This is a genomic window from Nocardia sp. PLKS1-43 (genome assembly GCF_059510335.1).
In genome coordinates this window covers 300,674-320,391 of record NZ_JCAJZQ010000004.1, presented here as the reverse complement: position 1 = coordinate 320,391, position 19,718 = coordinate 300,674, and the positions used below count along the sequence as shown (strand labels likewise).

Annotated in this window: 19 protein-coding genes; 7 read left to right on the top strand and 12 right to left on the bottom strand. The window is 68.5% G+C overall.

The features are described 5' to 3' along the window. Positions 1 to 29: 29 nt before the first annotated feature. Entirely contained in the window at positions 30 to 299 is a 270-nt protein-coding gene (locus AC5WS7_RS17030; RefSeq protein ID WP_495955468.1) for a type II toxin-antitoxin system Phd/YefM family antitoxin, read from the top strand. Continuing rightward, a complete protein-coding gene (locus tag AC5WS7_RS17025; RefSeq protein ID WP_495955467.1) occupies positions 289 to 738 on the top strand; it encodes a type II toxin-antitoxin system VapC family toxin in 450 nt (149 codons plus the stop codon). Before AC5WS7_RS17030 ends, AC5WS7_RS17025 begins: the two co-directional genes overlap by 11 nt. A 67-nt stretch (positions 739 to 805) precedes the next feature. Here AC5WS7_RS17025 and truB read toward each other — a convergent pair whose 3' ends face one another. The 11 genes from truB to rimP form a co-directional block, all read right to left on the bottom strand. Then, on the bottom strand, positions 806 to 1,729 hold the full coding sequence (truB, locus tag AC5WS7_RS17020; RefSeq protein WP_495955466.1) for a tRNA pseudouridine(55) synthase TruB: 924 nt from the start codon (positions 1,727 to 1,729) through the stop codon (positions 806 to 808). Continuing rightward, positions 1,729 to 2,394, bottom strand: coding sequence for a 4'-phosphopantetheinyl transferase Npt (npt, locus tag AC5WS7_RS17015; RefSeq protein WP_495955931.1), 666 nt, complete (start codon positions 2,392 to 2,394; stop codon positions 1,729 to 1,731). The genes truB and npt overlap by 1 nt, the downstream gene beginning before the upstream one ends. A gap of 300 nt (positions 2,395 to 2,694) precedes the next feature. Beyond that, complete coding sequence (locus tag AC5WS7_RS17010; RefSeq protein WP_495955465.1) at positions 2,695 to 3,654, bottom strand: metallophosphoesterase family protein; 960 nt, start codon at positions 3,652 to 3,654, stop codon at positions 2,695 to 2,697. A 93-nt stretch (positions 3,655 to 3,747) separates the two neighbouring features. Then, on the bottom strand, positions 3,748 to 5,109 hold the full coding sequence (locus AC5WS7_RS17005) for an MATE family efflux transporter (protein ID WP_495955930.1): 1,362 nt from the start codon (positions 5,107 to 5,109) through the stop codon (positions 3,748 to 3,750). A gap of 354 nt (positions 5,110 to 5,463) precedes the next feature. Continuing rightward, the gene (locus AC5WS7_RS17000; protein WP_495955464.1) at positions 5,464 to 6,474 is read right to left on the bottom strand and encodes a DHH family phosphoesterase; all 1,011 of its coding nucleotides are present in this window, start codon (positions 6,472 to 6,474) and stop codon (positions 5,464 to 5,466) included. Positions 6,475 to 6,581: 107 nt separating this feature from the next. After that, a complete protein-coding gene (rbfA, locus tag AC5WS7_RS16995) occupies positions 6,582 to 7,025 on the bottom strand; it encodes a 30S ribosome-binding factor RbfA (protein ID WP_495955463.1) in 444 nt (147 codons plus the stop codon). Between the two features lie 40 nt (positions 7,026 to 7,065). After that, a complete protein-coding gene (locus AC5WS7_RS16990) occupies positions 7,066 to 7,356 on the bottom strand; it encodes a DUF503 domain-containing protein (RefSeq protein ID WP_495955462.1) in 291 nt (96 codons plus the stop codon). 125 nt (positions 7,357 to 7,481) lie between these two features. Then, entirely contained in the window at positions 7,482 to 10,442 is a 2,961-nt protein-coding gene (infB, locus tag AC5WS7_RS16985; protein ID WP_495955461.1) for a translation initiation factor IF-2, read from the bottom strand. Positions 10,443 to 10,554: 112 nt separating this feature from the next. Then, positions 10,555 to 10,863 (bottom strand): YlxR family protein, encoded by a 309-nt coding sequence (locus tag AC5WS7_RS16980; protein WP_495955929.1) that lies wholly within the window; start codon positions 10,861 to 10,863, stop codon positions 10,555 to 10,557. Between the two features lie 85 nt (positions 10,864 to 10,948). Beyond that, positions 10,949 to 11,977 (bottom strand): transcription termination factor NusA, encoded by a 1,029-nt coding sequence (nusA, locus tag AC5WS7_RS16975; RefSeq protein WP_495955460.1) that lies wholly within the window; start codon positions 11,975 to 11,977, stop codon positions 10,949 to 10,951. Continuing rightward, complete coding sequence (gene rimP, locus AC5WS7_RS16970) at positions 11,974 to 12,585, bottom strand: ribosome maturation factor RimP (RefSeq protein WP_495955459.1); 612 nt, start codon at positions 12,583 to 12,585, stop codon at positions 11,974 to 11,976. Before rimP ends, nusA begins: the two co-directional genes overlap by 4 nt. Before the next feature lie 339 nt (positions 12,586 to 12,924). Between rimP and AC5WS7_RS16965 the strand changes: the two genes are divergently transcribed. Together AC5WS7_RS16965 and AC5WS7_RS16960 are read left to right on the top strand one after the other, a co-directional pair. Further along, entirely contained in the window at positions 12,925 to 13,476 is a 552-nt protein-coding gene (locus tag AC5WS7_RS16965; protein ID WP_495955458.1) for a hypothetical protein, read from the top strand. Next, the gene (locus tag AC5WS7_RS16960; RefSeq protein WP_495955457.1) at positions 13,473 to 13,907 is read left to right on the top strand and encodes a ferritin-like domain-containing protein; all 435 of its coding nucleotides are present in this window, start codon (positions 13,473 to 13,475) and stop codon (positions 13,905 to 13,907) included. Before AC5WS7_RS16965 ends, AC5WS7_RS16960 begins: the two co-directional genes overlap by 4 nt. A gap of 318 nt (positions 13,908 to 14,225) precedes the next feature. On the opposite strand, the gene AC5WS7_RS16955 is transcribed toward AC5WS7_RS16960, so the two are convergent. Beyond that, entirely contained in the window at positions 14,226 to 15,983 is a 1,758-nt protein-coding gene (locus AC5WS7_RS16955; protein WP_495955456.1) for a proline--tRNA ligase, read from the bottom strand. Positions 15,984 to 16,074: 91 nt separating this feature from the next. Here AC5WS7_RS16955 and yaaA point away from each other — a divergent pair, with 91 nt between their 5' ends. The 3 genes from yaaA (at position 16,075) to AC5WS7_RS16940 (ending at position 19,361) form a co-directional block, all read left to right on the top strand. Continuing rightward, positions 16,075 to 16,818 (top strand): peroxide stress protein YaaA, encoded by a 744-nt coding sequence (gene yaaA, locus AC5WS7_RS16950; protein ID WP_495955455.1) that lies wholly within the window; start codon positions 16,075 to 16,077, stop codon positions 16,816 to 16,818. A 207-nt stretch (positions 16,819 to 17,025) separates the two neighbouring features. Beyond that, positions 17,026 to 18,474: a three-helix bundle dimerization domain-containing protein gene (locus tag AC5WS7_RS16945; RefSeq protein ID WP_495955454.1), complete on the top strand. Its 1,449-nt coding sequence runs from the start codon at positions 17,026 to 17,028 to the stop codon at positions 18,472 to 18,474. Between the two features lie 155 nt (positions 18,475 to 18,629). Next, positions 18,630 to 19,361 carry a DUF7873 family protein gene (locus AC5WS7_RS16940; protein WP_495955453.1) on the top strand — a complete coding sequence of 244 codons (732 nt, stop codon included), beginning with the start codon at positions 18,630 to 18,632 and terminating at the stop codon, positions 19,359 to 19,361. The last annotated feature ends 357 nt before the right edge of the window (positions 19,362 to 19,718 follow it).

The window sequence follows — 19,718 nt, the reverse complement described above, 5'->3', positions numbered from 1 at the left end:
AGTGCTATACGCGAGCTAGAGTGAAGGATATGAGCGCGCAACCTGAAATCACTCAACGAGATCTCCGCAATAGATCCAAAGAGATCATGGATGCCGTCCAGCACGGCCAGTCGTTCACAGTCACACGGGACGGGCATCAGATCGGGGAATTGATTCCACTACGTCGCCGACGCCGCTTCGTTGACAGAGCCGAGTTCGTTGCTATGTCGCGCACCGCCCCAGCCCTGGACGTCGATGCCTTCCGCGCCGATCAGGAAGCCGCCGTCGATCACGAGGCGAGCAGCCCCTATGACTACTGACCCAATCGACACTGGGCTGTTGGATACGAATATTCTCATCCTGCGTCAGTTCATCAATCCACTCGAACTGCCCGAGCGAATGGCTGTCAGCGCAATAACTCTCGCCGAGCTGTCAGCGGGCCCCCATGAGGTACGCACCAACGCCGAACAGAACATCTATATCGAACACGAGGAACGCGCCCGCCGCCTGGACGTCTTGCAGCGAGTCGAGAACGAATTCGACCCGATCCCGTTCGATGCACATGCCGCTCGCGTATACGGGCGAATCGCGGCCTCCGTGATCGCAATCGGACGAAAACCGCGACGGCGACTGGCGGACCTGATGATCGCCGCAACAGCAATCGTGGAGGAGTTGCCTCTGTTCACGACGAATCCTGACGATTACCTCGGGCTTGAAAAACTGCTCACTGTTGTACCCGTGACACGACCACAGTTCTGACCTCGGCGACCGAATTGTGTCGCGGCCGGTCGGCAAGCCGCCAGGCCGGACCGAAAATCGTTGCGGCTCAGTCGATCAGGCCGCGGGGGCGGACCACCAGGACCGGTGACGAGCGCTTGCCCTTCTCTTCCAGCAGCGCTATCGCCCGGCCGTCCTCGGTGAGGGCGGCGTGCACGCCGCGCTGGCCGATCGGGTCCAGCCAGCGGCCGTCGCGCAGGGATTCGGCCTGCTCGGATGAGACGGTGCGGTGCGGGAAGGCAAGGCGCGCGGCGGAATCGATGTCGAGGTTCAGTGCGGGGTCCTCGGCCAGGGATTCCAGCGTACGGGCGTGCTCCAGGGTGAACGGTCCCACCCGGGTGCGGCGCAGGGCGGTGAGATGGCCTCCGACGCCGAGACTTTCACCGAGATCGCGGGCCAGGGCGCGGATGTAGGTGCCCGAGGAACATTCCACCTCGACGTCCAGGTCCACGAATGTGGCTGTGCCGGTGTCGATATCGCGGCGGGCGAGCAGATCGAAACGGGAGACGGTGACCGGGCGCGCGGCGAGCTGGACCTCTTCGCCCGCGCGGGCGCGCGCGTAGGCACGTTCACCGTTCACCTTGATCGCGCTGACCGTCGCGGGAATCTGTTCGATATCGCCGGTCAAACGCGCTGTGCCGGAAGCGATATCGGCATCGGTGAGATGAGCGGCCGGTGTGGTGGCCAGGACCTCGCCCTCGGCGTCGTCGGTCACCGTGGACTGTCCCAGCCGGATCGTCGCGGCATACGCCTTGGTGGTGAGGCTGAGCAGACCGAGCATCTTGGTGGCGCGCTCCACGCCCAGCACCAGTACGCCGGTCGCCATGGGATCCAGTGTTCCGGCGTGGCCGATCTTGCGGGTGCGCAGGATCTTCCGGCAGCGCGAGACCACATCGTGGCTGGTCATACCGCCCGCTTTATCCACGATCAGCAGGCCGCCCAGGGTATCCACCAGCGCGGGTTCGCGGCCCATCAGCCCACCGCGATCGCGGTCAGGATCAGTCCCTCGCCGATCTGCCACCGCCCGTCGAAGGACAGCAGCGGTGCGCCGCCGTCGTTGGTCTGCCCGGGAACCAGCAGCTCGCTGCGGAAACCGCCGGATGCGCCGTCGTCGTCGATGGTGAAGGTGATGTGCGCGTCCTCGAACCCCAGCCAGCGCAACGTCAGCGGGAACCACGCCTTGTAGGTGGCCTCCTTCGCACAGAACAGCAGCCGGTCCATGTGCAGCCCCGTCGCCGGCAGGGCGCCCGCGAGCCACGCGCGTTCGGCGGGCAGGCTCACCGATTCCAGCACCCCCTCGGGCAGTGGGCCGTGCGGCTCGGCGTCGATCCCGATCGACCGCCAGCGCAATCGATGTGCCAGTGCCGCGGCCCGGTACCCGTCGCAATGGGTGAGACTGCCGACGACGCCGCGCGGGAACAGCGGCATCCCCCGCTCCCCCTTGCCGATCGCCACCTGCGGCTCCCCCAGTTGCGCCAGCGCCTGCCGCGCGCAGTACCGAGCGCCGATGAAATCCCGCCGCCGCTTCTCCACCGATTTGGCGATCAAGTGTTCCTCGCCCGGATGCACCCGCAGATCTTCCGGATACCGCACCAGTTCCGATGTGGCCACACCGCTGGGCAGAATTCGGCCGAGTATGCGTGCGGGCTCGGGTCGCTCGGTATGCGCACCGGTCCCATCGTGGTCGGACGCGCTGCCTGCCGCGCGCATCTCGCTCGCCGACTCCTCGATGACCGCCTCCTGAATCGATGTTCAACCTGCCGCACGAGCCTAGCCGAGGGCTCGGACGCGTTGTCCGCGCCTACATCGGCAGCGGACGAAACCCACACCGACGCCGCATCGTTCGAACGCAACTCCCGAATCGGCGCGAGGGCCCTGTGCGCCGCGGGCCCGCCGTACCGTCGCCTCGCATCGGACCGGGCCCCGCGCTGCGATGACTCAGGCCAGGCCCCGGCGACGTTCGGCCGTCTGGCGCATCTTCTCGGCGGCCTCGGCCATTTCCGGGGTGACCTTGAAATGGCCGCCCCACTGATTCAGATCGCCCGGACCGTAGTGCGGCGCTGGCAGGATCTGACGCAGGAGTTTGTCGGGCAGCCCGCGACGTTTCCATTCGCGCGGATAACCGAGCGAGACCTCCTCGAAGCGAACTCCGTCGTAGTACGTGGTGCGCGGAATGTGCAAGTGGCCGTAGACCGAACAGACCACGTTGTACCGCTTGTGCCAGTCGGCGGTGAGTTCGGTGCCGCACCAGAGCGCGAATTCCGTGTAGAACAGCATCCGGGTGGGCTCGCGATTCAGCGGGAAATGGTTGATCAGCACGACCGGCGTGCCGGGCTCGAGATCGTCGAGCCGGCGTCGGGTGTACTTCACCCGGGCCTCGCACCAGGCGTCGCGGGTGATGTACGGATCCGGGGAGAGCAGGAACTCGTCGGTGGCCACGACGTTGCGGTCCCGGGCGATGCGCAGTGCATCGGTCGCGGTGTACGCGCCTTCGGGCATCCAGGAGTAGTCGTAGAGCAGGAACATCGGCGCGAGCGTCACCGGACCGCCGAACTCCTGCGAACCCTCGCCCTCCCATACCGGAAAGGGGTCCTCCGGAGTGAGTACGTCCAGGTCGCGGCACAGCGACACCAGATAGTCGTAACGCGCCGCGCCGCGCATCTGCACCGGATCCTTGGCCGTGGTCCACAGCTCGTGGTTCCCGGGCACCCAGATCACCTTGGCGAACCGCTCCCGCAGAATGCTCAGCGCCCAGCGGATGTCGTCGCTGCGCTCTCCGACGTCCCCGGCGACGATCAGCCAGTCCTCGGGCGAGTCGGCGCGGATCGCCTCGACCACGGGCTTGTTGCCCTGATGCCCGACATGGATATCGCTTACCGCCATCAACTTCGGAACCACCCGGCACAACCTCTCTGCTCGCCCGCGTCCCCTGCGTAACCGCGGCCATCCCCCTCCACATTCCCATGCGCCCGCCCGCGCGGGCCAACCGCGCTACGACGGCAGTTCCGCGCCTACCCGCGCCCAGCGTCCCGAAACCGCCCGGATACCGACCGCGACCAGGCGCGCGACGATGAACCCGCTCAGCCCTGCCCAGATTCCGGCTATCCCCCAATGAAATACCAGCGACAGCCAGATCATCGGCAGGAAGCCGAGCAGCCCGGCGAGCATGGTGGTGTTGCGCAGGTAGGCCGCATCGCCCGCGCCGAGCAGCACACCGTCCAGCGCGAAGACCACTCCGGCCACCGGGATCAGCGGGACGAAGAACCACCAGATGACGTGGACGCGATCGAGAACCTGCGCGTCACGGGTGAACACCTCCGGCACCAGCACGCTACCCGCCGCGAAGATCACCGCGAGCACGACGGCGAACAGCGTCGACCAGGCCGTGACCCGGCGGGCCAGGCGCTGCGCACCGGCCGCCTGCCCCGCACCCAGCGCCGCGCCCACCAGCGTCTGGGCCGCGATCGCGAGCGAATCGAGCGTCAGGCTCAGGAAGTTCCACAGCTGCAACACCAGCTGATGGGCTGCCACCGAGGCCGCGCCGAATCGGGAGGCCACCGCGCCCGCGGAGACGAAACACGCCTGGAAGGCGAAACTGCGCATGATCAGATCCCGGCCCAGCCGCAACTGATCGCGCATCACCTCCGGCTGCGGAGTCAGCGGAACTTGTTGCCGCACAAGTGAATTCAGGAACAGTCCGCCCGATACCAGCTGCCCGGCCAGATTCGCCGTCGCCGATCCGGCCAGTCCCATGCGCGGCGCGCCCAGCAGGCCGTGCACCAGCGCCGGGCACAGAACGGCCGAAATCACCAGTCCCGCGATCACGTACACCAGTGGACGGCGTATCCGCTGCACACCGCGCATCCATCCGTTACCGGCATTGGCCAGCAGGATCATCGGCACGCCGCAGCAGGCGATCCGCACCCAGGTCACGGCCTGGTCCGCGATATCGGCCCGGCCCGCGACCGCATGGGTGATCGGCCCCGCGAACGCCTGCAGCACCACGATGATGGCCACCCCGATCCCGATCGCCAGCCAACTGGCCTGCACGCCCTCCCCCACGGCCCCGCGGGTGTCTCCCGCGCCGTGCCGCCGGGCCGCCCGCGCGGTGGTGCCGTAACTGAGAAAAGTCAGCTGGGTGCTGACCAGCCCGAGAATCAACCCGCCGACGGCGAGCCCGGCCAGCGCCAGCGCACCCAACCGCCCGACCACCGCCATATCGAACAGCAGATAGATCGGCTCGGCCACCAGCACGCCCAGCGTCGGAATCGCGATCCGCAGAATCCGCCCGGGACCGGCCGTAGCCGGTTCGACGGCCTGCGGCGCCACGTCCTCGCGCACCTCACCGGACATCGCGGCCACCCCTCCCACATCGAGAGCGCCCGTCCGCGCCGGCGGACAGCGCCCCTTCGATCGAGTCCACCACAGCCCTTCCCGATCGCCCGACAAAACCGACACCACGATCGCACAGGGGACCGACAAGCCGCCTATCGGGCACGGTCCGGACAACACGGAGTTACCTGGACGGCGATCGCCGGACGCTTGGGCCCCCACACCGGATTCACCGGTTCGCCGAACCGGCCCACGGTCGATCGGCATGGCGCGGAACAACACCGGCGACCACGCCGTGCGCACCGCTCAACCGTCGCGGGATGGCTGGCGCCCGTCCCAGCGCGATCTGTCCGCACAGCATGAGCAATCGATGAGCTAACCGACCGTGCCGAGCGCGGTGAGTAATGCCCCGACGAGATGTTCGGGGGTTCCGGTGGTCGTGTAGCCCGCCGCATAGCGGTGACCGCCGCCACCCAGCAGCGCCGCGACGCGCGCCACATCGACGCCGTCGTCCGCACCGATTCCCGAGGCGCGCGAGCGCAGCGAGACCGTCCAGAGTTCGTCTGTGGTGCGAGATTCCTTGAACACCACCGCGATTGCGGCCTCGGCGGTCGTGCGGATGACGTCGATGACGCTCTCCACCTCCTCCGAGCGCACCCCGTCCATATCGGCTCGGCGCACGAAGACATACACCAGGCCCGCGCCACCGGCCGCGGACGGCTCGATCCGTGCGGTGCCCAGAACCCGCGAGAGCATGCCCAGCCAGCCGAACGGATGGGTGTCCATCAGCGTCCGGGTGATGCCCGCACCGTCGATCCCGGTCGCCAGCAACCTTTCGGCCAGCTTATGCGTGCCCGGACCCGCCCACTTGAACGAACCGGTGTCGGTGACCAGGCCCGCGAACAGGCAGAAGGCGATGTCGTGATCGATCGGCTCACCCCAGGCATCGAGGATGCGGGCCAGCAGCGCGGTGGTCGATTCCGCGGTCGGGTCCACCACGTTCACCGAGCCGAAACAGGTGTTGGAACGATGATGGTCGAGCACCAGAGTCGTTGTCGCACCGTCGATCCGGTCCGCCAGGGCGCCGAGCCGACCGGCACTGCCGCAGTCCACGGCGACCAGCACGTCCACATCGGCGGGCACCTGCTCCGGGGGCACGAGATGTTCGGTGCCCGGCAGCGAACGCATCGAGATCGGTAACTCGGCCGGTGCGGCGAACGAGACCCGTACCGGTGTTCCGCGCCGGTGCAGCACCTGCGCGAGAGCCAGCCCGCTGCCGATGGTGTCGGCGTCGGGCTGAACGTGACACAGCACGGTCACCGACCGCGCCGTATCCAAAACCTGCACGGCCGCAGCGAGATCGGCCGCCGGCGTAACTGCTGTCATGGTCTCGACCACGTTTCCTCTGGCGATGGGGCGGCCCCGATGCGATTACACCGAGCGTCGCCGCCTATTGGAACGGCTTTCCCACCGCGGCGACCACGAAACCGTGATCAGTTTTCCTCGTCCGGTTCGGTCTTGTACGGGTCGGCGTCACCGGCATGCGTCGCGTTCGCCGCGACCTGGGCCACCCGCTCGTCGACCGCGCGGGCACGGGCCAGCAGTTCCTCCATCTCCCGCGCCGCATCCGGCACGGTGTCCAGTACGAAGGCGAGCGAGGGAGTGAACTTGATCCCGGTCGCCGCGCCGACCTTGGACCGCAATACGCCCTTCGCCTTGTCCAGCCCCGCGGCCGCGGCCGCGTAGTCGGGCTCGGACTGCAGATTCTGGCCGAGCACGGTGTAGTAGACCGTTGCCTCGCGTAGATCACCGGTCACTTTGGCATCGGTGATCGTCACGAAACTCAGTCGCGGATCCTTGATCTCGTATTCGATCGCCGTACCCACGATCGAGACGATCCGCTTCGCGAGTCGGCGTGCCCTGGCCTGATCCACCATGGCGTCCTCCTGAAGTATCCACCAGCGGCGAGGCCGCCGTTCAGTCCTCTGGCCCGAAGATTCTGCGGCGTACTGCCAGCAACTCTATCTCCGGACGAGCCGCTACGTGGCGTTCGCATTTGTCCAGCACCTGGGTGAGATGGCCCATCTCGGAGCTGACCAGGGCGACGCCCAGCAGGGTGCGGCGATGTCTGTCGTGCTCTCCGCCCTCGGCCGCGCACACGCCGAAACGCTGCAGCTCGGCCACGATAGGGCGGATCACGGAACGCTTCTGCTTCAGCGAGTGAACGTCGCCGAGCAGGATGTCGAGCTCGAGCGCTCCGACGAACAAGGGCTCACCTCATCTGTTCTCCAGCGATACCGACCCGGCCGCACCGCCGCCGCACCCGCGCTTCCGGCCGGAGGGCCCGGCCGGAAGCGCGGAACGACGACGATGTGGCAGGTACGGAAATCCGCTCAGTCCCGCGGCTTCTCCCGAAGCTCGAAGGCCTCGATGATGTCGCCTTCCTTGATGTCGTTGTAGCCCAGGGTGATACCACATTCGAAGCCCTCGCGAGCCTCCATGACATCGTCCTTCTCCCGGCGCAACGACTGCAGCGTGGTCTCGGCGACCACGACACTGTCGCGGATCAGGCGCACCTTGGCGTTGCGCTTGACCGAACCCGCGGTGACCATACAACCGGCGATATTGCCGATCTTCGAGGAGCGGAAGATCGCCCGGATCTCCGCACGCCCCAGCTCGACCTCTTCGTAGATCGGCTTGAGCATGCCCTTGAGGGCCTTCTCGATCTCGTCGATGGCCTGGTAGATCACCGAGTAGTACCGGATGTCCACGCCCTCGCGGTTGGCCAGCTCGGTCGCCTTGCCCTCCGCGCGCACGTTGAATCCGATGATGATCGCGTTCGACGCCGAGGCCAGGTTGACGTTGGTCTCGGTGACGCCACCGACACCGCGGTCGATGACCCGCAACCGCACCTCGTCGCTGATCTCGATGCCCAGCAGGGCCTCCTCGAGCGCCTCGACGGTACCCGAGTTGTCGCCCTTGAGGATCAGGTTCAGCTCCGAGGTCTCCTTCAGAGCGGCGTCCAGATCTTCCAGGCTGATCCGCTTGCGGCTGCGTGCGGCCAGCGCGTTGCGCTTGCGCGCGTTGCGGCGGTCGGCGATCTGCCGCGCGATGCGGTCCTCCTCGACGACGAGCAGGTTGTCACCCGCGCCGGGCACCGACGTGAAGCCGATGACCTGGACCGGCCGCGACGGCAGGGCCGCGTCGACGTCCTCGCCGTGCTCGTCGACCATGCGGCGCACGCGCCCGTAGGCGTCGCCCGCGACGATCGAGTCGCCGACCCGCAGGGTGCCGCGCTGGATGAGCACCGTGGCCACCGGACCGCGACCGCGGTCCAGGTGCGCCTCGATGGCGACGCCCTGCGCGTCCATGTCCGGGTTGGCCCGCAGGTCCAGCGCCGCGTCGGCGGTCAGCACGACCGCTTCCAGCAGCCCCTGGATGTTGATGTTCTGCCGGGCGGAGATGTCGACGAACATGGTGTCGCCGCCGAACTCCTCGGCCACCAGGTTGTACTCGGTCAGCTGCTGGCGGATCTTCTGCGGGTTCGCACCCTCCTTGTCGATCTTGTTGACCGCCACCACGATCGGCACGTCCGCGGCCTGCGCGTGGTTGATCGCTTCCACCGTCTGCGGCATGACGCCGTCGTCGGCGGCCACCACCAGCACCGCGATGTCCGTGGACTTCGCACCGCGGGCACGCATGGCGGTGAACGCCTCGTGACCCGGGGTGTCGATGAAGGTGATCAGGCGATCCTCGTCGTTGACGTTCGTCAGGACCTGGTAGGCGCCGATGTGCTGGGTGATACCGCCGGCCTCGCCCTCGCGGACGTTGGTCTTGCGGATGGTGTCCAGCAGTCGGGTCTTACCGTGGTCGACGTGGCCCATGACGGTGACCACCGGCGGACGGACCTGCAGTTCGTCCTCGCCGCCCTCGTCCTCGCCGTAGGTGAGGTCGAAGCTCTCCAGCAGCTCGCGGTCCTCGTCCTCCGGGGAGACCACGTGCACGACGTAGTTCATCTCGCTGCCGAGCAGCTCGAGCGTCTCGTCGTTCACCGACTGGGTCGCGGTGACCATCTCACCGAGGTTGAACAGCGCCTGCACCAGCGAGGCCGGGTTGGCGTTGATCTTCTCGGCGAAGTCGGACAGCGACGCGCCGCGGGCGAGCCGGATGATCTCGCCGTTACCGCGCGGCAGCCGCACGCCGCCGACGGCGGGCGCCTGCATCGAGTCGTATTCCTGGCGCTTCTGCCGCTTGGACTTGCGGCCGCGACGCGGCGCGCCACCGGGACGTCCGAAGGCGCCCGCGGCACCGCCGCGACCACCCGGACCACCGGGACGACCGCCGCCACCGGGACGTCCCCGGAAGCCACCGGCCGCGGGAGCACCCGCACCGGCGCCGGGACCACCCGCGCCGCCACCGCCACCGCGGTAGCCGCCACCGCCGCCACCGGGACGTCCGCCGCCACCGCCGGGCGCGCCGCCCGGACGACCCGGACGACCGGCGCCGCTGGGACCCGGACGCGCCGCGCGCTGCGGCATCGCACCCGGATTCGGCCGCGGCGGCATCGAGCCCGGGCTGGGCCGCGGACCACCGGGACGCGGACCACCGCCCTGCGCCGCCGCCGGACGCTGACCGCCCTGGCCGGGACCGGGACGCTGGCCGGGAGTCGGACGCGGGCCACCGCCCTGCGACGGACCCGGACGCGGGCCGCTGGGCCCGGGAGCCGGACGCGGCGCGGGACGCTCGGGCGCCGAGGAGAACGGATTGTTACCCACCCGAGGGGTTTTCGGGCCGGGCTTGGGGCCGCCGGGACGCGGGCCGCCGCCCTGCGCGGGGGCCGGACGCTGCTGCTGACCCGGGCGCGGGCCACCGGGAGTCGGACGCGGGCCGGACCGGTCCGCGTTCGGCCGCGGCGCCTGCTCCTGCGGTGCGGGCTTGGCGGCCGCGGCCGGACCCGGCTTGACCGCGGGACCGGGCTTGGCGGCCGGCGCGTTGTCCTGACGGGGGCTCGGCGTCGGCGCCTTGGCGGCCGGAGCCGCGGGCTGCGACGGGGCCGGGGACGGCGCCGGACGCGGTCCCGGACGGGGACCGGGCGTCGCGCCGGACGAGGGTTTGGGTCCCGGACGCGCGGACTGCTGTCCCGGACCGGGGCGGGGGCCGCCGGACTTGGCGCTCCCGTTCGCGGGCGCGGACTTGGACGCGAACGATTCCCGCAGACGACGCGCGACGGGTGCCTCCACCGTCGACGACGCCGATTTCACGAACTCGCCCTGCTCCTTGAGCGTTGCGAGTAGTTCTTTGCTCGTGACACCGAGTTCCTTGGCCAACTCGTGCACGCGGGCCTTGCCTGCCACTGCTCTCCTCACTGAGAGGTCGAGCGTGGCGGCCCGTCACCTATGGACGGGTGGCCCGCACGACCTCGGGTTATCTCCGATGGACGTTCATCGCTGGTACTTCACGGTGTGCTCATGAGTGCTCGTGCCTGTTCTCGACGTAGTGCTCCAGGGCTGAGATATCCAGTTTTCCGGACACTCGTAGTGCTCTGCCGAACGATCGGCGCCGTTCCGCAGTGCTCAGACAAGCTGAAGAGGGGTGCAACCAGGCACCCCTTCCGGGAAGTCTGCGCCGCGGATCGGGAACGACCGCAATGCTGTCCGATTCGGACGATTGCGCCACGACCCGCAACAGATCGGCGGCCAGCTCGCGTTTCCGGCATCCGACGCACGTCCGGACGGGTCCGGTGCGCGGCGAAGCCGAAGACTCGCGCTGAGCCAACGTCCACTGTACCGCTGCCATGTCCGGAACCCCGCATCCAGCCCTCTGGTTAGTTACCAACCTGTCATCCCGTGCGAGAAATCTCTCACCCGCGCTGGGCCTCCGAACGCACCGGACCGGCCGCGTCGGGCGCCGCATCGCTGCGGATGTCGATCCGCCAACCGGTCAGGCGCGCGGCCAGGCGGGCGTTCTGGCCCTCCTTGCCGATCGCCAGCGAGAGCTGGAAATCCGGGACGACGACCCGCGCGGCACGGCCCTCCGCGTCGACGACCGTGACCGAGACAACCTTCGACGGGGACAGCGCATTCCCGACGAAGGTGGCCGGATCGTCGGCGTAGTCGATGATGTCGATCTTCTCGCCCGCCAGCTCGCTCATCACGTTGCGCACGCGCTGGCCCATCGGGCCGATGCACGCGCCCTTGGCGTTCACCCCCGACACGGTGGTCCGCACGGCGATCTTGGAACGGTGCCCGGCCTCGCGGGCCACCGCGACGATCTCCACCGAGCCGTCGGCGATCTCGGGCACCTCCAGCGCGAACAGCCGCCGCACCAGGTTCGGGTGGGTGCGCGAGAGCGTGATCTGCGGACCGCGCGGACCGCGCGAGACGCCCACGACATAGCACTTGATCCGGTCGCCGTGCTCGTACCGCTCTCCCGGCACCTGCTCGGCGGGCGGGATCACCCCCTCGGCCCCGTGCGCCTCGCTCCCGATGCGCACCACGATGGTGCCGCGGGCGTTCATGCGGGCGTCGCGCTGCACGACGCCGCCGACGATATCGCCCTCGTGGGTGGAGAACTCGCCGAAGGACTTCTCGTTCTCCGCATCGCGCAACCGCTGCAGCACCACCTGGCGCGCGGTCGTCGCGGCGATGCGGCCGAACCCCTCGGGGGTGTCGTCCCATTCGGAGACGACGTTGCCGTCCGCGTCGAGTTCGCGGGCCATCACGCGGACCACACCGGACTTCTGGTTGATGTCGATGCGCGCGTTGGGCTCGTGGCCCTCGGTGTGCCGGTAGGCGGTGAGCAGCGCGGACTCGATCGCGGAGATCACGGTCTCCATCGCGATGCCCTTGTCCGCGACGATCGCGCGCAGGGCTTCGATTTCGATGTTCATGCCATGGTCCCTTCGGTCGAAGCTGCCGCTGATTGGATTGCTCCCTGGTCGTCCTGTGCCCCGGGCGCCGGGCGTCCGGGGGCGACTCCCCCGGCCAGTTCCATCTCCGCCGCGCCCGGCGCGGAGAATTCCACCTGGACCACCGCGCGCTCGACATCGGCGAGCGGGATGCGAACGCGGTGTGGTTTGCGCCGTCCGCCCAGTACCAAGGCCACCTCGGTTTCGGTGACCTCGCCGACCCGGGCGTCGAACTTGCCGCTGCCCTCGGGGGTGGGCGCGTCGGACCGCAGCGTGATGCGCACCTTGCGGCCGCGGGCGCGACGCCAGTGCCGCGGCAGGGTCAGCGGGCGCTCCACGCCGGGTGTGGTGACCTCGAGCAGATACGGAGTCTCACCGAAATCCCCCGCGCGATCCAGGTTCTCGGAGATATCGGTGCTCAGATCCGCCACGGCGTCCAGATCGACGGTGGCATCGCTGTCGACGGTGACCACGACCCGCGCCTGGTCCTTGCCCGCGCCCGACACAGCGACGCCCTCGAGATCGAACCCTCGACTCTCGACGAGCTCAGCAACGAGCTGGCTCACCCTTTCCTCGGTCGGCATCGGCATGTGGGGCGGCTCCTGGTTCAGTTGTGGCGGGGTGGAGTTGTCGGTATCGGTCCTGGTCGAACATGGTCGGCGCGCGGCGGCTGCGGAATACTCGCCTCGGAGGTCTAGCGTAACGCGCTGCAAGAGTGTAAAGGACCAGCCTCCGTTCTCAGGTTTCCCGTGCTCACAGCGGCCGCCGCGGGCTCCGATCGACGCGATCGACCGGTTCGGCGCGAATCCGGGCAGCGAACGTGTCCGGGCCGCAGCAGAATCCGCCGGGCGGATCGCGGACGGCATGGCAGCGCGGGGCGGGGTGCGCCCGCCGTCCCCGGTCGGGACCATGACTGGCACGATGTACGCGTGCCGACCAGTCAACGCATCCATCCTCCGGGCAGTTCCGCGCCGCCCACCGCCGGTGCCGGCATTTCCGTCCCGCTCGACCGCCGGGCGTTGCTGCGGGTCGCGGGCGGCGGTGCGTTCGCGATCATGTCGCTGAGCGCCGCGGCCTGCGCGAAGGAAAAACCGCTCGAGCCGGACGCGCTACTCCCGCACGAGGTTTCGGCTCGCACCGACGCGGTGTGGGCCAAGGCCGCCGCCGCGACCGCGCCCGACAAAGCCGCCGCGCTGACCGTAATCGCGACCCAGCGCACCGCCCACGCCGACGCCCTGCGCGCCGAGATCGATCGAGCCATCGGACTGTACGGCGACGGCACCAAACCGAAGTCGGCGAGCCCGCCGGTCACGCCTCCGGTCGCCCCGTCGCCGCCGCCGACCCTCGACGCCCTGCGCAGCCGCCTGGCCGCGTCGCAGAAGTCGGCCGCCGACGCCGCACCGGCGAATTCTGCCTACCGGGCCGGACTGCTGGCCTCGATCAGCGCGTCCTGCGCCGCCCATGTGGAGGTCCTGCTGTGAGCACCGCCGATCAGCAAGCGCTGACCGATGCGCTGCACGCCGAATACGCCGCGGTCTACGCCTATGGCGTCATCTCGGCCTACGCGGCCGCGGACCGCAACCAGATCGTCGCCGACTTCACCGCCGCCCACCGCGCCCGCCGCGACGCCACCATCGACGCGTTGAAGGCCACCGGTGCGGCCGTGCCCGGTCCGGCGGCGGCCTACCCGCCGCCGTTCCCGGTGAACGATCCGATCCCCGCCGCCAAATTCGCCGTCACGGTGGAGACCGATACGGCGATCGCCTGGCGCTCGGCGGTCGAACGCGCCGAGTCCGAGGCCGTCCGCCGCACCGGCGCGCAAGCGCTCACCGACTGCTCGGTCCGCCTGGCCACCTGGCAGAAGATCCTGGGCACGAATCCGGCCACGGTCGCGTTTCCGGGCAGGGCCTGAGCGACCAGCCGCACCGGTCACCTGCACCCGGACGGTGCGGGCACAGCCGGACACGGCCTGGCGAGCGCAGCCTACTCGGCAGCGCCCGTGCAAAGGTCGCCCCGCGCACCGGACCGAAATTCGGCGCGCGGTATACCGTGCGCCGAAAGTTCTGCGCCGCAGCGAGGTCCACCTCACCTCGGCCTGCCGGTTGCGCCCTGTCCGAGCGTCACCGGCGAATGCCTCGGTGCGGCGGTGTCCCGGGTCGGCACGATCCGGCCGGGCGATCACCGGACGCGATCACGGCCCGAGATTCCCCCGGCCGACCGTCCGGCCGGATCAGCCGCGCACCTTGTCCAGGACCGCCTGAACAGCACTCTCCGCCGGAATCTCGTCGCCGGTTCCGGCGAAGCGGTCGCGGAGTTCGACCTTGCCGTCGGCCCAGCCGCGGCCGACGACCAGAACCAACGGCATGCCGAGGAGTTCGGCGTCCTTGAACTTGACGCCGGGCGATGCGGTGCGGTCGTCCAGCAGGACCTCGAGGCCGGCCGAATCCAGCTGGGCGGCAACCTGTTCCGCACCGGCGCGGGCGCCCTCGTCCTTGTTGGCGATGACCACGTGCACATCGAACGGGGCGACCTCGCGCGGCCAGCGCAACCCCTTGTCGTCGTGCATCTGCTCCGCGAGCACCGCGACCATGCGCGAGACGCCGATGCCGTACGAGCCCATGATCAGCCGGACCGGTTTGCCGTTCTCCCCGAGGACGTCGACCTCGAAGGTGTCGGTGTACTTGTAGCCGAGCTGGAAGATGTGCCCGATCTCGATACCGCGCGCGGCCACCAGTGTGCCGCGGCCGTCGGGCGAGGGGTCGCCGTCACGCACCTCGGCGGCCTCGATGGTGCCGTCGGGGGTGAAATCGCGTCCGGCGACCAGGCCGACCACATGGCGCCCGGGTGCGTCCGCACCGGTGATCCAGGAGGTACCGGTCACCACCCGCGGGTCGACCAGATAGCGAACACCGTTGGCCTGCAGCGACTTCGGGCCGATATAACCCTTCACCAGGAACGGGTTCGCCGTGAAGTCGTCCTCGGTGAGCAGTTCCACCTCGGCGGGTTCGAGCGACGCGCCCAGACGCTTGTCGTCGATCTCGCGGTCGCCGGGCACGCCGATGCCCAGGATCTCGGTCTTGCCGTCCGGGTGCCGCAGCTTGACCATCACGTTCTTCAACGTGTCCGCGGCGGTGACCGGCCGGCCGTACTGTTCGGCGATCCCGGCGCCGTTGGCCCAATCGACCAGCGAGGCGATCGTCGGCGTGCCTGGAGTGTCGTATTCCTGTACCGGCGCCTGGCCGTCCAGCGGAATCTCCGCGGGCGCGGGAGTGACGACGGCCTCGACGTTCGCCGCGTATCCCGATTCACGGCAGATCACGTAGGTGTCCTCGCCGACGGGGCTGTCGGCCAGGAATTCCTCCGACGCGCTGCCGCCCATCGCGCCGGAAGTCGCCGCGACGATCACATAACTGACCCCGAGCCGGTCGAAGATCCGCTGATATGCCTGGCGGTGGGCGTCGTAGCTGGCCTGCAAACCCCGCTCGTCCAGGTCGAACGAGTACGAGTCCTTCATGACGAATTCGCGGCCGCGCAGAATTCCGGCGCGCGGGCGCTCCTCGTCGCGGTACTTGGTCTGGATCTGATACAGGGTGACGGGCAGATCCTTGTAGGAGTTGTACTCGCCCTTCACCGTGAGGGCGAACAATTCCTCGTGCGTGGGTCCGAGCAGATAATCGGCCTTCTTGCGATCCTGCAGCCGGAACAGTGCGTCACCGTATTCGGTCCAGCGGTTGGTGGCCTCGTAGGGTTCGCGCGGCAACAGCGCGGGCAGCGAGATTTCCTGCGCGCCGATGCCGTTCATCTCCTCGCGCACCACCTGCTCCACCTTGCGCAGCACCCGCAACCCCAGCGGCAGCCACGAGTAGACGCCCGGCGCGATCCGGCGGACGTATCCGGCGCGGACCAGAAGCTTGTGGCTGGGCACCTCGGCGTCGGCGGGATCGTCACGCAGGGTGCGCAGGAACAGGTGTGAGAGACGGGTGATCACGGATGCACAGAGTAGACCGTTGCCTCGGCGCTCGGACCGGCGAGCCACCACCTCCCCACGCAGGCGCTTCGCGCCGGTACCGTATCGGCTCGTGCTGGTGCTGCTGCCTCCCTCCGAAACCAAGTCCGACGGTGGAAAACTCGGTCCGCTCGACCTGAACGAGCTGTCCCTGCCGCAGCTCACCACCGTGCGCGACAAGCTGGTGACCGAACTGGTCGAGCTGGCCGCCGATCCGGCGGCCGCCCGCGCGGCCCTGGGCCTGGGCAAAGCCGCCGATATGGAGATCGCCCGCAATGCCGCGCTGCGCACCTCGCCCACGCGGCCCGCGCTGGAGCGGTACACCGGAGTGCTCTACGACGCACTGGACGCCCGCGCGTTCACCCCCGCGCAGCGCGCGAAGGCGCGCGCCCGGCTGGCCATCGGCTCGGCCCTGTTCGGGGTGGTGCGCGCGGGCGATCCGATTCCGGCCTACCGCCTGTCGGGCGGATCCAAGCTGCCCGGTCTGACCACGCTGGCCTCGCTGTGGAAGCCGGTGCTGACGCCCGCGCTGCGGGAGGAGACCGCCGGGCAGCTGGTCGTGGATCTGCGCTCGGGCACCTATCAGCAGCTGGGCCGGGTCCCCGGCGCGGTCACCGCGACCGTGCTCACCGAGCGTCCGGACGGCAGCCGCACCGTGGTGAGTCATTTCAACAAGCATCACAAGGGCCTGCTCGCTCGCGCGCTTGTGCTCAGCCGCGCCGAGCCCACCGATATCGCGGGCCTGGCACTGATCGCCGAAAAAGCCGGACTGCGTATCGAAATCGCCTCCTCCACCGAACTTCTCGTGCTCACCTGAGATGAATTTCCGGTATCGCAAAATTGAACGCGGCACATCGGAAAATGCAACTATTTTCCCGAATTCGCAAAGCATGCAGGCATTTCCGCAGCAACTGACACGTAACTTATTGTCTCGCTTGGGAACGACGGCGTCCGTGCCGTAATGTCTTCGGGACGCACCGGATAATGCCGCGCATTCATTCCCTGTGATGTCGAGGAGCTCGGCGTGGGTATCCATTCCCTACGTGAAGACAAGGCCGCACGCGAACGCGAAGACAAAGCATTGCGGCAATTGACCGATCGACTGGTCGCGGACTACACGGGCACCCATGCCGAGCAGGACGTCCACACCGCGATCGGCGACGCGCGCAGCCGCTTCGACGGACACGCCATCCGCGACTTCATTCCGATCCTGGTCGAGCGGGTCGCCCGCCGGACACTCGACGGCGAACCCGAGCACACCGCCGAGTCCGCGGAGACAGCGCCGGAGTCGACTGCGCCGGAGTCGACTGCGCCGCGGGCCACCGGAGCCGACATCGCGGACCGATTGCGTTCCGCGGCAATGGATCTGCTTCCGCCGCCGTGGCGTGGCCGGAACCTGATCGGCCCGGTCGCCGCCGCGATCGTCGCGGTGGTCGTGGTAACGCTCACCTTCGGCGTCGGCGGCTCACATCAATCCATCACGGCCGCAACGTCTTCGGTGACAACCCTGCACGGCGTGATCGGGTCGGAGAAGCTCGCCTACTTCAACGACCCGAAGGTGATCGACGAACTGGCCCGGCACGGATTGCGGGTGCAGGTCGAGCCGGCCGGGTCGCGGCAGATCGCCACGTCGGTGGATCTGGACAAGTACGATTTCGCCTTCCCGTCGAGCACTCCCGCGGCGGAAGTGATACTGCGCAAACGCAACATCACCACGCGCTACACACCGTTCTCCTCGCCGATGGCGATCGCGACCTTCAAGCCGATCGTCGATCTGCTCACCGCGGCCGGTGTCGTGCGGCCGGGCCCGGTGCCGACCCTGGACATGCAGCGCTATCTGGATCTGGTCGGCACCGGCACGCAGTGGAATCAGTTGCCCGGCAACACCACCTATCAGGTGCCGAAGAACATCCTGGTCTCCACCACCGACCCGCGCAGCTCCAACTCCGCCGCGATGTATCTGGCGATCGCGAGCTATGTGGCCAACGACAACACGATCGTGCGGGGCGCCACTGCCGAAGACAATGCGGTGCAGAAGGTTTCGAAACTGTTTGTCGGCCAGGGTTATTCGGACAACTCCAGTAAGGGTCCGTTCGACGAGTACCTCTCCGGCGGCATGGGCCCGACGCCGATGGTGCTGATCTACGAGGCGCAGTACGTGGAGGCGTCGGTGGCCGGCCGGATCACCCCGGACATGGTGCTGATGTACCCGTCGCCGACGGTGCTGTCCCGGCACACCCTGGTACCGCTGAACACCGACGGCGACCGTCTCGGCAAGCTGCTGTCCACCGATCCCGAGCTACAGCAGCTGGCCGCCGAACACGGTTTCCGCACCGGCGATCCGGCCCAATTCGCCTCGGTGACAACCGAATACCACGTGCCGGTCAACCCTCAGCTGGTCGATGTGGTCGATACGCCCAGCTACGACACCATGGAGCACCTGCTCGACGGTGTGGCGCGGGCCTACAACTGATCGGTCCGCGCACCACCCGATAATTCGGATGCGCCCTCGCGGCGAGTCCCGTACCGTCTGTTCGTCGCTCGCACTCGGTTACGACTCCAGGTGTGGCACAAGCTTTTCCGACGACTGCTGCACGGTACGAGAACGGTGCGGAGGGAGGCATCACCATGACCAAGCTCAATCAGATCATCGCGGTGGAGAAGGGCGTCAAGAGCGGCGCGCTGCGCGAACTCGCCGAGGTCCAGGCCGGCCTGAACAAGCCCGCCCTGCTGGCCGGCATCTCGCGGTCGTATCAGCCCAAGGACGAGGAGGGCGAGCAGCTGCCGCCCGAAGCGACTCGCGTGCAGCTGAAGTCGGAGGATGTGCTGCGCCGCACGGCCGACACCCTGACCCGCCTGTTCGACGTCACCGCGACCAAGGACTGGACCAACTGCCATGCCACGGCCGACGTGACCGTCGAGGGCGAGACGCTGCTGCACGACGTACCGGTCACCTATCTGCTGTTCCTGGAGAAGCAGCTCGGCGAGTTGCTGGCCTTCACCAAGAAGCTGCCGGTGCTCGACGCCGCCGAGGCGTGGGTGTTCGACGACTCCGCGGATACGTGGCGGACCGACGCGGTGCGCACGATCCGCACCAAGAAGGTTCCGCGCAACCACGTCAAGGCCGAGGCCACCGAGAAGCACCCAGCCCAGGTCGATGTGTACTACGAGGACATCGCGATCGGATACTGGACCACCACCAAGTTCTCCGGCGCCCTGCCCGCCCGGCGCGTCAACGAGCTCGCCGACCGAATCGAAAAGCTGCGTCAGGCAGTGCAATTCGCCCGCGAGGAGGCCAATGCGACGGAGGTGACCGACCGCAAGGTCGGCGAGGTCGTGTTCGGGTATCTGTTCCGTTAGCACCGGATCCGGGTTTGCCCGGATCCCCATGGAATTCCCCCGCCGCACGGGCGGGGGAAGCGCGAGGAGCGCAAAGCTCAAACTGAACATGAATCTGATTCGCGGTATCAGTGCGGGTTCGAACCCCGCCCCGGGCACGGGCCCGGGTAGCCCAATCGGTAGAGGCAGCCGCGGCAAGCTCAGACTCTCGCTCCAGATTGAGTATTTCGCCGCCGAACTCGAGGAGGCGGGAAACGGACGACCGCGACGAGGTGCCGGCTCATCTCCGGCTCTCCGCGCTCTCATGCGGAGGTGGTCCAACGGTAGGACGCGTCGCCGAGAACCTGATCCGTTCCCGCCTCGCCCGAGCGCGAAATG

Coding starts and splice junctions, on each gene's coding strand:
- AC5WS7_RS17030 (WP_495955468.1), top strand. CDS start 30: ATGAGCGCGCAACCTGAAATCACTCAACGAGATCTCCGCAATAGATCC.
- AC5WS7_RS17025 (WP_495955467.1), top strand. CDS start 289: ATGACTACTGACCCAATCGACACTGGGCTGTTGGATACGAATATTCTC.
- truB (WP_495955466.1), bottom strand. CDS start 1,729: ATGGGCCGCGAACCCGCGCTGGTGGATACCCTGGGCGGCCTGCTGATC.
- AC5WS7_RS17005 (WP_495955930.1), bottom strand. CDS start 5,109: ATGTCCGGTGAGGTGCGCGAGGACGTGGCGCCGCAGGCCGTCGAACCG.
- AC5WS7_RS17000 (WP_495955464.1), bottom strand. CDS start 6,474: ATGACAGCAGTTACGCCGGCGGCCGATCTCGCTGCGGCCGTGCAGGTT.
- rbfA (WP_495955463.1), bottom strand. CDS start 7,025: ATGGTGGATCAGGCCAGGGCACGCCGACTCGCGAAGCGGATCGTCTCG.
- nusA (WP_495955460.1), bottom strand. CDS start 11,977: ATGAACATCGAAATCGAAGCCCTGCGCGCGATCGTCGCGGACAAGGGC.
- rimP (WP_495955459.1), bottom strand. CDS start 12,585: ATGCCGATGCCGACCGAGGAAAGGGTGAGCCAGCTCGTTGCTGAGCTC.
- AC5WS7_RS16940 (WP_495955453.1), top strand. CDS start 18,630: ATGACCAAGCTCAATCAGATCATCGCGGTGGAGAAGGGCGTCAAGAGC.